The organism is Streptococcus mutans (genome assembly GCF_006739205.1).
GTDB lineage: Bacteria > Bacillota > Bacilli > Lactobacillales > Streptococcaceae > Streptococcus > Streptococcus mutans.
This window is the reverse complement of the sequence record NZ_AP019720.1, coordinates 1331144-1345414: the sequence shown is the minus strand read 5'-3', so window position 1 is coordinate 1345414 and position 14271 is coordinate 1331144. Positions and strand designations below refer to the sequence as shown.

15 protein-coding genes are annotated in these 14271 nt (G+C 36.0%); 12 read left to right on the top strand and 3 right to left on the bottom strand.

Annotated elements, in window-relative coordinates:
• Positions 1–794: 794 nt before the first annotated feature.
• The 7 genes from FNL60_RS06825 (at position 795) to FNL60_RS06795 (ending at position 6516) form a co-directional block, all read left to right on the top strand.
• Entirely contained in the window at positions 795–2921 is a 2127-nt protein-coding gene (locus tag FNL60_RS06825; protein ID WP_002280188.1) for a Tex family protein, read from the top strand.
• Entirely contained in the window at positions 2908–3345 is a 438-nt protein-coding gene (locus FNL60_RS06820; protein ID WP_002263629.1) for a SprT family protein, read from the top strand. Before FNL60_RS06825 ends, FNL60_RS06820 begins: the two co-directional genes overlap by 14 nt.
• A gap of 87 nt (positions 3346–3432) precedes the next feature.
• Entirely contained in the window at positions 3433–3732 is a 300-nt protein-coding gene (locus FNL60_RS06815) for a PspC domain-containing protein (protein ID WP_002263628.1), read from the top strand.
• A gap of 197 nt (positions 3733–3929) precedes the next feature.
• Positions 3930–4865 carry an HPr(Ser) kinase/phosphatase gene (gene hprK / locus FNL60_RS06810; RefSeq protein WP_002263627.1) on the top strand — a complete coding sequence of 312 codons (936 nt, stop codon included), beginning with the start codon at positions 3930–3932 and terminating at the stop codon, positions 4863–4865.
• Entirely contained in the window at positions 4858–5637 is a 780-nt protein-coding gene (lgt, locus tag FNL60_RS06805) for a prolipoprotein diacylglyceryl transferase (protein ID WP_002267662.1), read from the top strand. The genes hprK and lgt overlap by 8 nt, the downstream gene beginning before the upstream one ends.
• Positions 5638–5665: 28 nt before the next feature.
• Positions 5666–6061, top strand: coding sequence for a DUF948 domain-containing protein (locus FNL60_RS06800; RefSeq protein WP_002263625.1), 396 nt, complete (start codon positions 5666–5668; stop codon positions 6059–6061).
• Positions 6061–6516, top strand: a complete 456-nt coding sequence (locus tag FNL60_RS06795) for a YtxH domain-containing protein (RefSeq protein WP_002263624.1) — start codon at positions 6061–6063, stop codon at positions 6514–6516. The genes FNL60_RS06800 and FNL60_RS06795 overlap by 1 nt, the downstream gene beginning before the upstream one ends.
• 97 nt (positions 6517–6613) lie before the next feature.
• Here the strand turns inward: FNL60_RS06795 and FNL60_RS06790 are convergent, their stop codons facing one another.
• Complete coding sequence (locus tag FNL60_RS06790) at positions 6614–6901, bottom strand: DUF3270 domain-containing protein (RefSeq protein WP_002263623.1); 288 nt, start codon at positions 6899–6901, stop codon at positions 6614–6616.
• A 239-nt stretch (positions 6902–7140) separates the two neighbouring features.
• On the opposite strand from FNL60_RS06790, the gene FNL60_RS06785 reads away from it, so the two are divergent.
• The 4 genes from FNL60_RS06785 (at position 7141) to ahpF (ending at position 11857) form a co-directional block, all read left to right on the top strand.
• The gene (locus FNL60_RS06785) at positions 7141–8067 is read left to right on the top strand and encodes a peptidase U32 family protein (RefSeq protein ID WP_002267661.1); all 927 of its coding nucleotides are present in this window, start codon (positions 7141–7143) and stop codon (positions 8065–8067) included.
• Positions 8068–8338: 271 nt separating this feature from the next.
• Entirely contained in the window at positions 8339–9625 is a 1287-nt protein-coding gene (locus tag FNL60_RS06780) for a peptidase U32 family protein (protein ID WP_002263621.1), read from the top strand.
• A gap of 129 nt (positions 9626–9754) precedes the next feature.
• Complete coding sequence (gene ahpC / locus FNL60_RS06775; RefSeq protein WP_002263620.1) at positions 9755–10315, top strand: alkyl hydroperoxide reductase subunit C; 561 nt, start codon at positions 9755–9757, stop codon at positions 10313–10315.
• A 9-nt stretch (positions 10316–10324) separates the two neighbouring features.
• Positions 10325–11857, top strand: a complete 1533-nt coding sequence (gene ahpF / locus FNL60_RS06770; RefSeq protein ID WP_002266050.1) for an alkyl hydroperoxide reductase subunit F — start codon at positions 10325–10327, stop codon at positions 11855–11857.
• A 26-nt stretch (positions 11858–11883) separates the two neighbouring features.
• Here ahpF and FNL60_RS06765 read toward each other — a convergent pair whose 3' ends face one another.
• A complete protein-coding gene (locus tag FNL60_RS06765; RefSeq protein ID WP_002261922.1) occupies positions 11884–12201 on the bottom strand; it encodes a hypothetical protein in 318 nt (105 codons plus the stop codon).
• A gap of 133 nt (positions 12202–12334) precedes the next feature.
• On the opposite strand from FNL60_RS06765, the gene FNL60_RS06760 reads away from it, so the two are divergent.
• Entirely contained in the window at positions 12335–12547 is a 213-nt protein-coding gene (locus tag FNL60_RS06760; protein WP_002261923.1) for a YdbC family protein, read from the top strand.
• A gap of 189 nt (positions 12548–12736) precedes the next feature.
• On the opposite strand, the gene FNL60_RS06755 is transcribed toward FNL60_RS06760, so the two are convergent.
• Entirely contained in the window at positions 12737–14077 is a 1341-nt protein-coding gene (locus tag FNL60_RS06755; RefSeq protein WP_002261924.1) for an Nramp family divalent metal transporter, read from the bottom strand.
• Between the last annotated feature and the right edge of the window lie 194 nt (positions 14078–14271).

The following is a 14271-nucleotide window of genomic DNA, read 5'->3' as shown; positions in this document are numbered from 1 at the left end:
TTGAAACTTGGTTACGGTTACTTGTAAGTTTCTCCTTTTGTTATCTATAGGATAACTAAGAAAAACCAGAGTTAATTTAATACTTATTAATCTTCTTATGCTAGAATCTTAAGACTCCTAAAACGTGAAAATACTATCACGGCGGTGCCTATCGTTTGAACTCACTTTGTTTGCAGTCTTTAGCAGTAAAAAGTTTAAAACAGCCAAGGTAATAGTTATATAGTAAAATTGCGATTAGTAAGCTTTTACAACAGCAGTCTTTAATTAGTATAGAGCACAGAAACTTTAACCGTATATGTTGTAATTATTACTAATTAGTGATAATTGGAGATAGAGATTAGAAGAGGAGAAAGAATGACCATTGAATTAGGAATGTCAACATTTGGTGAAACAACAGATCTTGAAAGAACATTAGAAAGCATGTTTTTCTTGGTATAATATTTTCTTATTTCTACTTTATTATATCAAGTTCAAGATCACTAAGGTTATCAAATAGTTTTTAAGGAGACAGATAAAACCAAAATGAAAACATTCTTTGCAATAGTGTAAGATAAAAAGAATGAGAATGTACTTGATGAAATTTCTCACTTTTTCTTTGTTTTTATTAAAAACTTCTCATTTTTTACCATTTACGGTTAAATAACCACCATTTAGGAGGTAAATATTTTTTAAAAGGACTTTGAGTTATAATAAAGATTTACAAAGTATAATTAATCAGATGCTTACATAAGTTCGGTAATTATTTTTACTGATTCGTAAATTAATTTTTTAGTAATTATGTTATAATATTTTTTATGGAAATTATTGAAAAAATTGCTGAAGATTTGCACTTAAAAGAAAGTCAAATACAAAAAGTTTTAGATTTAGCTGCTCAGGGAAATACGATTCCTTTTATTGCTCGTTACCGTAAAGAAATGACTGGCAATCTTGATGAAGTGGAAATTAAGTCTATTATTGATCTTGATAAAAATTTAACAGCATTAGCCGAACGTAAGGCAACTGTTTTAGCGAAAATTGAAGGACAAGGTAAACTAACAGCTGAATTGCAAGAAGCGATTGAAGCGGCTTCAAAGTTAGCTGATGTTGAAGAACTTTATCTTCCATATAAAGAAAAGAGGCGAACAAAAGCCACCATTGCTCGTGAAAATGGACTTTTTCCATTGGCGCGCCTCATTTTACAAAATGTTTCGGATTTGGAAAAACAAGCAGAAACTTTTGTAAATGAAACCTTTCCTACAGCTGAAAAAGCTCTTACTGGAGCCATAGATATTTTGATTGAAGCCTTATCAGATGACACAAAGTTGCGCTCATGGACCTATAATGAAATTTGGACAAATAGTTTTATTTTGTCGAAAGTCAAAGATCAGGAACTTGATGAAAAAAAGGTTTTTCAAATTTATTATGATTTTTCCGAAAAAGTTGCAAAAATTCAAGATTATCGTGTTTTAGCTCTTAATCGTGGTGAAAAACTAGGTGTTTTGAAGGTTTATTTTGAACACAATCTTGACAAGATGGCACGCTTTTTCGAAGCACGTTTTAAGGAAAAAAGCAGCAGGATTGAACAGGTGGTTCAAGCAGCTTTAAAAAAGAAAATTTTACCCGCTATGGAACGACGTATTCGAGCGGAACTCACTGAGGAAGCAGAAGATGGTGCTATTAAGTTGTTTTCTGACAATCTCAGAAATCTGCTTATGATTCCGCCCTTAAAAGGTAAAGTGGTACTTGGCTTTGACCCTGCTTTTCGTACAGGAGCCAAGCTGGCTGTTGTTGATCAGACAGGTAAGCTGATTATGACTCAGGTTATTTATCCTGTGCCTCCAGCTAGTCAGTCCAAGATTAATCAGGCTAAAAGCGAACTTGCAGAACTTATTAAGAGATATGCCATTGAAATAATTGCTATTGGCAATGGTACTGCCAGTCGTGAGAGTGAAGCTTTTGTTGCAGAGATTTTAAAGGATTTCCCACAAGTTTCTTATGTGCTTGTCAATGAAAGCGGAGCCTCTGTCTATTCTGCATCGGAGTTAGCTCGTCACGAATTTCCTGACTTAAGTGTGGAAAAACGTTCTGCTATTTCCATTGCTAGGCGTTTGCAAGACCCTTTGGCAGAATTGGTTAAGATTGATCCTAAATCTATTGGTGTCGGTCAGTATCAACATGATGTTGGTCAGAAAAAGTTAGCTGAAAATCTTGATTTTGTCGTTGAAACAGTTGTTAATCAGGTTGGTGTTAATGTTAATACAGCCAGTCCTGCCCTTCTTTTTCATGTTTCAGGACTGAATAAAACGATCTCAGAAAATATTGTCAAGTACCGTGAAGAAAAAGGCAAAATTCAGTCGCGTCAAGAAATTAAAGAGGTACCTCGTCTAGGGGATAAGGCTTTTGAGCAGGCGGCTGGCTTCTTAAGAATCCCGAATGCAAAGAATATTTTAGATAATACAGGTGTTCACCCAGAGTCTTACACAGCTGTTGAAAAACTCTTTGCTCTTTTGGAAATAACGGAATTGGATGAATCAGCTCGATCAAAATTACGATCAGTAGCAATTGAAAAAGTAGCTACTGAAGTTAACCTTGGACAGGAAACTCTAAAGGATATTATTGCTGATTTGCTAAAACCAGGCCGTGATTTACGAGATGATTTTGCAGCACCCCAATTACGTCAGGATGTTCTTGAATTGTCTGACCTTAAAATTGGACAGCAGTTAGAAGGAACTATTCGTAATGTTGTTGATTTTGGTGCCTTTGTGGATATTGGTCTTCATGAAGATGGTTTGATACATATCTCACAAATGAGCAAAAATTTTGTCAAGCATCCCAGCCAAATTGTAGCCGTTGGGGATGTTGTTACTGTCTGGGTTTCAAAAATTGATATAGAACGGGGGAAAGTTAATCTTTCTTTGGTGGCCTTAAATGAATTTAACTGATTATGTAAAAGAGGTTTCTCGTCAAGATTTCGGTATAGAGTTCCAACATACTGCTTCTTGGAATTCACGTCTACAAACAACAGGCGGACGCTTTTTCCCCGAAGATGGACATTTGGATTTTAATCCTAAATTCTGCAAAAAGGGTGATGCAGGAACTTTTCGAAAAATTGTTCGTCATGAACTTTGTCATTACCATCTCTATTATGCAGGTAAAGGTTATCGACATGGCGATAAGGATTTTAAAGATTTGTTGCTGCAAGTCAATGGAGTGCGTTATGCACCAAGTATACAAAGCAATACTTTTTATCACTATTACCAATGTGAATCGTGTGGTCAAGTTTATCAAAGAAAAAGACGAATGAATACGAAAAAATACGCTTGTGGCAACTGCCATGGAAAATTAAGACATCAAAATCAGTCGTAAGGCTGATTTTATTCTTCTCTAAATAGTTTATACTAATAGCATCATGAGATTTGTGATTCATTTTTTAAAAAAGGGAGAGTTGTTTGTATGTCTAAAGCCACTTTTTATAAGAAAAGAAAAGGTAGTATGATCTGCGGAGTTGTGGCAGGACTGTCGGATAAGTATGGTTGGGAATTGCCTTTAGCTAGAATTTTAGCAGCTCTTTTTATGTATATTTTTCCGGGAGCTATTATTCTCTATATCATCTTAGCAGTCTGTTTACCTTACAAAGAGGATCTCGAAAAAGATAATCAGCAAAGGACTTATTATCGTCATGCTCAAGGGCCGCGTAAACGAAAAGATGCTGAAGTCATTGATGAAGAAGATGATAACAAATGGTTTTGGTAATTGAAAACTGTCTTAAGTGTGAACTTAAAGATAATCAATTATTTTAGAATAGGACTTCTTAGAAACAGGAAAGAAGCCCCCTACAACCTTTGCCTAATAGTTTGAAAGACAAGTTAGTAAATCTTGTCTTTTTCTTTTAAAGCGGAGAACCCCTTTTTATAAGGATTTATGTTATAATATGGTGCTAAGGAGGTAGTATGTCAGTTACAGTACAGATGTTGGTTGACAAGGTAAAATTGGATGTGATTTATGGGACGCAAGAACTCTTACAAAAAGAAATTGCAACAGCAGATATCTCGCGCCCAGGGCTTGAGATGACAGGCTATTTTGATTATTATGCCCCTGAACGTATACAATTGTTGGGAATGAAAGAATGGTCTTATTTAACACAAATGACTTCTCATAACCGTTATTCTGTTTTAAAAGAAATGTTTCAAACTGAAACACCAGCCATTATCGTTGCTAGAGATCTTACTATTCCTGAAGAAATGCTGCTGGCGGCTAAAGAAGAAGGTATTGCGGTTTTGCAAAGTCATGTGCCAACTAGTAGACTTTCAGGAGAAATGTCTTGGTATCTAGATTCTTGTTTGGCTGAAAGGACAAGTGTTCACGGTGTTTTAATGGATATCTATGGCATGGGTGTTCTGATCCAAGGAGATTCTGGTATTGGTAAAAGCGAGACGGGACTCGAGTTGGTTAAACGTGGACATCGACTAGTTGCAGATGATCGTGTAGATGTTTTTGCTAAGGATGAAGAGACCCTATGGGGTGAGCCAGCTGAAATTTTACGGCATCTGTTGGAAATTCGTGGTGTTGGCATTATTAATGTTATGAGCTTGTATGGAGCCAGTGCTGTTAAGGATTCTTCACAGGTTCAATTATCTATTTTCCTTGAAAATTTTGAGAAGGATAAGATGTTTGATCGCTTGGGTAATGGCAATGAAGATATTGAATTATCTGGCGTTAAAATTCCACGTATTCGCATTCCGGTTAAAACTGGACGAAATGTTTCTGTTGTGATTGAAGCAGCGGCTATGAATTACCGTGCTAAGCAAATGGGATATGATGCAACTGAAACCTTTGAGAAACGTTTGACTAATTTAATTGATCAAAATGAGGCGAGCCATGATTAATCCGATTGCGATAAAGTTAGGTCCTCTGGCCATACGCTGGTATTCCATCTGTATTGTAACTGGCTTAATTCTTGCTGTTTACCTAACTATACGTGAGGCACCGAAAAAGAACATTAAGTCAGATGATGTTTTAGATTTCATTTTAATTGCTTTTCCTTTAGCCATTGTCGGTGCACGACTTTATTATGTTATTTTTGACTGGGATTATTATCTTAAAAATCCTAGTGAAATACCTGTCATTTGGCATGGGGGGATCGCTATCTATGGAGGATTGCTCACAGGAGCACTCGTTTTATTCATCTTTTCCTATTATAGGATGATTAAGCCTATTGACTTTTTAGATGTTGCTGCTCCAGGTGTGATGTTAGCTCAATCTATCGGTCGATGGGGAAATTTTGTCAATCAAGAAGCTTATGGTAAAACCGTTACTCAGTTAAATTATCTGCCTGATTTTATCAGAAAACAGATGTATATTGATGGTCACTACCGTACACCAACCTTTCTTTATGAGTCTCTTTGGAATTTACTGGGTTTTATCATCATTATGATTTTACGTCGTAGACCAAATCTTTTAAAAGAAGGAGAGGTGGCTTTCTTTTATCTTATCTGGTACGGTAGTGGTCGCTTTGTTATTGAAGGCATGCGGACAGACAGTCTCATGTTTGCAAGCTTGCGTGTATCTCAGTGGCTTTCCGTTTTACTAGTGGTTGTTGGAGTTATTTTAATTGTTATAAGACGTCGTAATCATGCTATCCCCTATTACCAATGCTAGGTAAGAATGTTTGAGTTAGGAGAAAAATATGTGGGAAATTGCTTTATTAATTGTTGCTATTGCCTTTGCTGTTCTGGTTATTTATTTGATTCTTTTATTAAGGAAAATTTCAGATACTGTTGATGAATCGCGTCAGACTCTTAAAATTTTAACCAGTGATGTTAATGTAACGCTTTACCAAACGAATGAACTCTTGGCTAAGGCTAATGTCTTGGTTGAAGATGTTAACGGCAAGGTAGAAACTATTGATCCTCTTTTTACAGCTATCGCTGATTTATCAGTAAGTGTGTCTGATCTCAATCGGCAGGCTCGTTATTTTGGAAAGAAAACTCGTAAATCTACTGCTAATGTAGGAAAGGCAGGAGCTGCTTATACTTTTGGAAAAGTAGCGTCTAAATTATTTCGTAAGAAAGGAAAACAATAATGAGTAAATTTTTGAAAACAGCTATTATCGGAGCGGTATCAGGAGCTGCTGCAGCTTATTTTCTCTCAACAGATAAGGGAAAACAGTTTAAGAAGAAGATCCATCAAACTTTTACGGATTACAAAGAGAACCCTAAAGAATATCATCAATACGCTGCCGATAAGGTGAATGAATACAAAGATGTAGCCGTTCATTCCTTTAAAGATTATAAGGACAAATTTGAAACAGGTGAGTTAACAAAAGACAATATTATTTCTAGTGTTAAAGAAAAGGCTTCTCAAGCAGGAAAGTTTGCTAATAGCAAATTGTCTCAAGTGAAAGATCATTTAGCACAAACAGTCGAAAAAGCAGAGGCAAGTACTAATGATGCTGTTATTCCTCTTGGAGAAATGAAGGCTCAAGTAGATGATATCGTTATTGATTATCAAGCAGAAGAAAAAACTAAAAAAGATTAATAATTAAAAACAAGACTGCTGCATAGAAGTTAGGAGACTAATAATTGCAGTTATCTTGTTTTTTTGGCAAGAAAAAAACTCCCTTAGGAGTTAATAGTTAATGTTTAAGCCGTTTTAATCCTTTTTGAGCTAAAGCTGTGATTCCCCAGCTAATCAGCATAGCTAGTGGAAAAGCAAAAATTGGAGAAAACTTAGCGACTAATAGAATGAAACACACTAGAATAGTCGTTACGCAGAAAAAAGCTAATTTAGCAAAAAAGATGAGTTCATCTAGCTTTGTTCTATTATCATCAAAATCTTGAAATTCTTGATACTTAGGCATTGATTCTTCTTGAAAATTAAGATCTTCAAAGTCTTCTGTCTGCCTATTCAGATTTGCTGACATAAGTTCCTCCTCTAAATATTCCTTAATATCTTATCACAAATTGAAAAGTTTGTCATTAGTTTTTGAAACTTTTTCTTTGATATTCTAATTTTGTAATATATTCTAGTTAAAAATATTATTATGCAGCAAAATATTCTTAGAAAATTGTTTTATTAAACGAATTTCACTAAGTGCATTGAAATAGATATGATTTTTTAAAAAAAGTAGCTTTTTATCTTAAATTTGATACAATAATAGGTATGGAAAAAATTGTTATCACTGCGACTGCAGAATCTATTGAACAAGTTAAAGAATTACTGACAAGTGGTGTTGACCGTATTTATGTTGGTGAGAAAGATTATGCGCTTCGTTTACCGCATGCGTTTAGCTATGATGACTTAAGAGAAATTGCTAGCTTGGTTCATGAAGCTGGTAAAGAATTAACGGTTGCTGCTAATGCACTAATGCATCAAGAAATGATGGACAATATTAAACCATTTTTAGAATTAATGAAGGAAATTCAGGTAGATTACTTAGTGGTTGGTGATGCAGGTGTTTTTTATGTCAATAAGCGTGATGGTTATCATTTTAAACTCATTTATGATACCTCTGTTTTTGTCACTTCTAGTCGTCAAGTTAATTTTTGGGGCCAACACGGTGCGGTAGAAGCTGTTTTGGCACGTGAAATTCCTTCGGAAGAACTGTTTGAAATGTCCAAAAATCTGGAAATTCCTGCAGAAGTCTTAGTTTACGGTGCTTCTGTCATTCATCATTCCAAGCGACCTTTAATACAGAATTATTATAATTTTACTCACATTGATGATGAGAAGACAAGAGAACGCGGTCTGTTCTTATCAGAACCAAATGATCCTAAATCGCACTATTCTATATATGAAGATAAACACGGCACTCATATTTTTATCAATAATGATATTGATTTGATGACCAAATTGCCTGAATTGATTAATCATCATTACAATCATTGGAAATTAGATGGTATCTATTGTCCAGGACATAATTTTGTTGAGATTGTTCAACTTTTTGTTAAAGCAAGAGATATGATCGAAGCTGGGACTTTTACGCAAGATCAGGCTTTTCTTTTCGATGAACAAATTAGAAAGCTTCATCCAGCTGGTCGTGGTTTAGATACAGGATTTTATGAGCTTGATCCGCAAACAGTTAAGTAATTTTTCACTGTTTAGATTTTGATTGCTGTGATAGAGTTTTCCTTTTTAAGGGCACAGCAATTTATTATAAGTTTTATAATCTTAAATTGTCAATCCCAACGGTAATTACCTGCGTTTATGAGAGTGGGACAAAAGTTCTGCCTTTTTGATTTTGTCCCACTCTCATAAGGTTTTTCTAGGGATTGCACTTGTCAGCCCCATCAACAATATTGTTTTGATGAGTCTGACTTTGGAAATCTTCTTACAATCTTGAAAATTGGAGAATAAAATAATGACAAAACAATTAAAACGCCCAGAAGTGCTATCGCCTGCTGGGACTTTAGAAAAATTAAAAGTTGCTGTTAACTATGGAGCAGATGCTGTTTTTGTTGGCGGACAAGCTTATGGTTTGCGCAGTCGTGCAGGTAACTTTTCGATGGAAGAAATGGCTGAAGGAATTAATTATGCTCATGATCATGGGGTCAAGGTTTATGTGGCTGCTAACATGGTAACTCATGAGGGCAATGAAATAGGAGCCGGTGCATGGTTTCGTGAATTACGCGACTTAGGTCTAGATGCAGTTATTGTATCGGATCCAGCCCTTATTGCGATTTGTGCGACAGATGCACCTGGTTTGGAAATTCATTTGTCAACTCAAGCTTCATCCACTAACTATGAAACCTTTGAATTTTGGAAAGAACTGGGCTTGACACGTGTTGTTTTAGCGCGTGAAGTCACAATGGCAGAACTAGCTGAGATTCGTAAGCGTACGAGTGTTGAAATTGAAGCCTTTGTTCATGGGGCAATGTGTATTTCTTATTCAGGACGCTGTGTGCTTTCCAATCATATGAGTCATCGCGATGCTAATCGTGGTGGTTGTTCACAATCTTGTCGTTGGAAATACAATCTTTATGATATGCCTTTCGGTCAAGAAAGACGGTCATTGAAAGGTGAAGTACCAGAGGAATTTTCAATGTCAGCTGTTGATATGTGCATGATTGAAAATATTCCAGACATGATTGAAAATGGTGTTGATAGCCTTAAAATTGAAGGACGTATGAAGTCTATTCACTATGTTTCAACGGTCACAAATTGTTACAAGGCGGCTGTCAATGCCTATCTGGAAAGCCCTCAAGCATTTGAAGCTATCAAACAAGATTTGATTGACGAATTGTGGAAAGTCGCTCAGCGTGAATTGGCTACCGGTTTCTATTACCAAACACCTACTGAAAATGAACAGCTTTTTGGAGCTCGTCGTAAAATTCCCCAATATAAATTTGTCGGTGAAGTGGTTGATTTTGATGAGCCAAGTATGACAGCAACTATTCGTCAGCGTAATGTCATTAATGAGGGGGATCGGGTTGAATTCTACGGACCTGGTTTCCGTCATTTTGAAACCTTTATTACAGATTTACATGATGCGGATGGTCAAAAAATTGAACGTGCGCCAAAACCGATGGAGTTATTGACAATTACGGTACCACAGGAAGTCAAAGCAGGTGATATGATTCGTGCCTGCAAGGAAGGCTTGGTCAATCTTTACAAAGAAGATGGCAGCAGCCTTACTGTTAGAACTTAAGAGTATGGGAAACCATGCTCTTTTGTTTTATGCTTCAAATTTTATTTTTAGTTTAATTATTGGATTTTTTGAGAGACTTTTCATATAATGAAAATGATAATGAAAACAATTTAGAAGGAGGACAAGTGTATGTCTTTAGTCGGAAAGGAAATGGTTGAATTTTCAGCTCAAGCTTATCATCAAGGAGAATTTGTTACGGTTAACAATGAGGATGTTAAAGGGAAGTGGGCAGTCTTTTGTTTCTATCCAGCGGATTTTTCTTTCGTGTGTCCTACTGAGTTAGGTGATCTTCAAGAACAATATGCAACTTTGCAATCTTTAGGTGTGGAAGTTTACTCTGTTTCAACAGATACTCATTTTGTTCACAAGGCTTGGCATGATGATTCAGATGTTGTTGGAACAATTACTTATACTATGATTGGGGATCCTTCTCATGTTCTCTCACAAGGATTTGAGGTTTTAGGTGAAGATGGTTTAGCACAACGTGGAACCTTTATTGTAGATCCGGATGGTATCATTCAAATGATGGAAGTCAATGCAGATGGTATTGGTCGTGATGCTAGTACCTTGATTGATAAAGTTCGTGCAGCTCAATATATTCGCCAACATCCAGGAGAAGTTTGCCCTGCCAAATGGAAAGAGGGAGCTGAAACTTTAAAACCAAGTTTGGATCTTGTCGGTAAAATTTAAGGAGAAACTATGGCATTAGACGCAGAAATCAAAGAGCAGTTAGGACAGTATCTTCAATTACTTGAGTCTGAGATTGTTTTACAAGCTCAATTAAAAGATGATGCTAATTCTCAAAAAGTTAAGGAATTTCTCCAAGAAATCGTTGCAATGTCTCCTATGATTTCTTTAGAAGAAAAGGAACTTTCGCGAACACCTAGTTTTCGCATAGCTAAAAAGGGGCAAGAATCTGGTGTTGAATTTGCTGGCTTACCCCTTGGTCACGAATTTACTTCGTTTATCTTGGCTCTGTTACAGGTTTCAGGGCGTCCGCCTAAGGTAGAGACTGATACTGTCAAACGCATTCAAGCTGTTGATGAACCTATGCATTTTGAAACCTATGTTAGTTTGACTTGTCATAATTGTCCAGATGTTGTTCAGGCTTTCAATATCATGTCAGTTGTTAATCCCAACATTTCACATACAATGGTGGAAGGTGGCATGTTTAAAGATGAAATTGAAGCTAAGGGAATTATGTCTGTGCCAACTGTCTATAAAGATGGAACAGAATTTACCTCAGGGCGTGCTAGCATAGAGCAATTACTAGACTTGATAGCAGGTCCTCTTAAAGAAGATGCTTTTGATGATAAAGGTGTTTTTGATGTCCTTGTTATTGGTGGGGGTCCTGCTGGTAATAGCGCGGCTATCTATGCTGCAAGAAAGGGAGTTAAAACAGGACTTTTAGCTGAAACCATGGGTGGTCAAGTTATGGAAACCGTGGGTATTGAAAATATGATCGGTACCCCATATGTTGAAGGACCCCAATTAATGGCTCAGGTGGAAGAGCATACCAAGTCTTATTCTGTTGACATCATGAAGGCACCGCGTGCTAAGTCTATTCAAAAGACAGACTTGGTTGAAGTTGAACTTGATAATGGAGCTCATTTGAAAGCAAAGACAGCTGTTTTGGCCTTAGGTGCCAAGTGGCGTAAAATCAATGTACCAGGAGAAAAAGAATTCTTTAATAAAGGTGTTACTTACTGTCCGCACTGTGATGGTCCTCTTTTCACAGACAAAAAAGTCGCTGTCATTGGCGGTGGAAACTCAGGTTTAGAAGCAGCTATTGATTTGGCTGGGTTAGCTAGCCATGTCTATATTTTAGAATTTTTACCTGAGTTAAAAGCTGATAAGATCTTACAAGATCGTGCGGAAGCTCTTGATAATATTACCATTCTAACTAATGTTGCGACTAAAGAAATTATTGGCAATGACCACGTAGAAGGTCTTCGTTACAGTGATCGTACGACCAATGAAGAGTACTTGCTTGATTTAGAAGGTGTTTTTGTTCAAATTGGATTGGTACCTAGTACTGACTGGTTAAAGGATAGTGGACTAGCACTCAATGAAAAAGGTGAAATCATTGTTGCTAAAGATGGCGCAACTAATATTCCTGCTATTTTTGCAGCTGGTGATTGCACAGATAGTGCCTACAAACAAATTATCATTTCCATGGGTTCTGGAGCTACTGCGGCTTTAGGTGCCTTTGATTATTTGATTAGAAATTAAAACAAAGGACTTATTATCCTTTGTTTTTACTTTTCTAATCTTTGTGAATCACGAACGGTCTTAGGGACAAGAGTTAAACGCTTAATATCTGAGATACTAATAATAGCTGACATATTCTTTTGAAAGTTCTTTAAAATGAGTTTATTAGCCTCTTTATCATATTTGACAATATCACCTGTAAAACTTTTGTCTAAATAGATAACATGGACAGCTTCGTGCTCTTTCTGTGCTTGTAAAATAGTGTGTAATAATTGATTCGTTTTTAAAACAATATCAGGAGATTTTTTACTTGGTTCGACAAATTCCCTAATATGCTCAAAAATAGTTCGTAGAAATTTTTTCATGGCATTTTCTCTAAAAAATTGTTAGAATGATTATACCTTATTTTAGATTAAATTGAAATAGCTAATTAAAAATTGTAAGCAAAACGATAAATTCTAAAATTTTTTTACGAATAGATAAATAGGAGGGATTTATATGGCAGAATTTACATTTGAAATTGAAGAAAAACTTTTGGTCTTATCCGAAAACGATAAGGGTTGGACTAAAGAACTTAATCGCGTTAGTTTTAATGGCGCTCCAGCAAAATATGATATTCGCTCTTGGAGCCCCGACCATACCAAAATGGGTAAGGGTATTACACTGACGAATGAAGAATTTGATGTCTTAGTCAATGAATTTAAAAAATAGTTGCAAACATCCATGATTGCTATTGTTATACAATCGTAAGCATACAAAAACAGGCTCTAAATATCTGTAGTGGGAAAGTAAGTTCACTGTAAGGTTGATAGGGCTTTTTTCATCCATTCAATTAAAACTATAATATATCCTTCATAGATGAACTTACTGCAATTGACATTGATTCATCAAAGCATACTATTAAAAAATGGTATTGATGATTAATTGCAAGTTGAGGATTGTTAATACAGTGGCAACTCCATAAGCTAGATAAGTATTCCACTTAGCATTAACAAATTCTCCCATGATTTTCTTTTGTGATGTAAAATAAACCAGTGGAAAGATAGAAAATGGCAAAGCAACTGACAGGAAAACCTGTGAATAGACGATCAGCTGATCCAAAATCTTTTCCTGACTGCCATAAAGAATAGCTGCTATCAAAACAGGTAATAAGGCCAAGAGACGTGTTACTAAGCGAATGAGCCATTGAGGCATTTTGAGATGTAAGAACCCTTCCATAACAATTTGTCCAGTTAATGTACCAGTAATGGTTGAATTTTGTCCACTAGCTAAAAGAGCGATGGCAAAAAGAGTTGAAAGAAAAGAACTGGCAACTGCTCCAGCAATGTGATTATTGGCTAAAGCATTATACATTTGTGAAAAGGCACTGATTTCACTGGCATGTCCATAAAAAAGCGAGGCTCCAAGAATTAAAAGCAGAGAATTAACAATAAAGGCGAGACTTAATTGAAGATTGGAATCCCAAGTCATGAATTTAACGGCCTGAGCAATAGAAGATTTTTGCTTATAATCAACTTGACGTGTCTGAGAGATAGATGAGTGCAGGTATAAATTGTGAGGCATTACAGTTGCGCCAATGATACCAAGTGCTAAGGTCAACCTACTGTTAGTAGCTGCTTGTGCTGAATCAAAAATAGCAAACTGAGGAATATAACCCTTAATAATACCTGAAAAACTCGGGTGAGAAATAACAACTAAGTAAACAAAAATAACTAGAATGGTTAAAATAAGGGTTGAAACGATGGCCTCAATTTTTCTAAATCCAAGTTTCATAATAGATAGAAGTAAGAAAACATCTAAAATGGTAATAAAGATCGAAAAAAGCAAAGGCCAACCAAACAGGAGGTGTAAGGCAATCCCTGAGCCAATAACTTCGGCTAAATCTGTTGCCATAAGAGCCAATTCAATAACAATAAACAAAAGATAACGCAATCTCTTAGGAAGATGGGAGGCGGTTGCCTGCGCTAAATCTTGTCGCGAGACAATGCCCAGTTTACCAGCCATTTGCTGTAGCTGCATGGCAATAAGTGAAGACAGCAAAACAACTGATAACAGCAAGTATTTATAACTTGCTCCGCCAACAACGCTGGTAATCCAATTTCCCGGATCCATATAACCAACGGCAACTAGTGCTCCGGGTCCTAAAAAAGCTCTTAAAGTTGTTAAAAAAGAGGCATTTTTAGGAACACGAACGCTCTGATTGACCTCGCTGAGTGATTGCTTTTTTGGATGAGTTTTCATTTTGAAAATCTCTTTTCTAATATAATTGGGTTAATTGCATTATAGCATAAAAAACAGCATATGTTAAGTATGCTTAAAAATTAAAAAAGGTGTACCTATTATTACTGAATATAAAGAGTTTGTAAGAATTACTGACAGTATAAAACACAATAGAGATTATGGAAAATTAATCAGAGATATCTAAGCAATCAGAT

Bases quoted from the DNA above. Each gene is read 5' to 3' on its own strand.
- FNL60_RS06825 (WP_002280188.1), top strand. From the start codon at position 795: ATGGAAATTATTGAAAAAATTGCTGAAGATTTGCACTTAAAAGAAAGT.
- FNL60_RS06820 (WP_002263629.1), top strand. From the start codon at position 2,908: ATGAATTTAACTGATTATGTAAAAGAGGTTTCTCGTCAAGATTTCGGT.
- FNL60_RS06815 (WP_002263628.1), top strand. From the start codon at position 3,433: ATGTCTAAAGCCACTTTTTATAAGAAAAGAAAAGGTAGTATGATCTGC.
- hprK (WP_002263627.1), top strand. From the start codon at position 3,930: ATGTCAGTTACAGTACAGATGTTGGTTGACAAGGTAAAATTGGATGTG.
- lgt (WP_002267662.1), top strand. From the start codon at position 4,858: ATGATTAATCCGATTGCGATAAAGTTAGGTCCTCTGGCCATACGCTGG.
- FNL60_RS06800 (WP_002263625.1), top strand. From the start codon at position 5,666: ATGTGGGAAATTGCTTTATTAATTGTTGCTATTGCCTTTGCTGTTCTG.
- FNL60_RS06795 (WP_002263624.1), top strand. From the start codon at position 6,061: ATGAGTAAATTTTTGAAAACAGCTATTATCGGAGCGGTATCAGGAGCT.
- FNL60_RS06790 (WP_002263623.1), bottom strand. From the start codon at position 6,901: ATGTCAGCAAATCTGAATAGGCAGACAGAAGACTTTGAAGATCTTAAT.
- FNL60_RS06785 (WP_002267661.1), top strand. From the start codon at position 7,141: ATGGAAAAAATTGTTATCACTGCGACTGCAGAATCTATTGAACAAGTT.
- FNL60_RS06780 (WP_002263621.1), top strand. From the start codon at position 8,339: ATGACAAAACAATTAAAACGCCCAGAAGTGCTATCGCCTGCTGGGACT.
- ahpC (WP_002263620.1), top strand. From the start codon at position 9,755: ATGTCTTTAGTCGGAAAGGAAATGGTTGAATTTTCAGCTCAAGCTTAT.
- ahpF (WP_002266050.1), top strand. From the start codon at position 10,325: ATGGCATTAGACGCAGAAATCAAAGAGCAGTTAGGACAGTATCTTCAA.
- FNL60_RS06765 (WP_002261922.1), bottom strand. From the start codon at position 12,201: ATGAAAAAATTTCTACGAACTATTTTTGAGCATATTAGGGAATTTGTC.
- FNL60_RS06760 (WP_002261923.1), top strand. From the start codon at position 12,335: ATGGCAGAATTTACATTTGAAATTGAAGAAAAACTTTTGGTCTTATCC.
- FNL60_RS06755 (WP_002261924.1), bottom strand. From the start codon at position 14,077: ATGAAAACTCATCCAAAAAAGCAATCACTCAGCGAGGTCAATCAGAGC.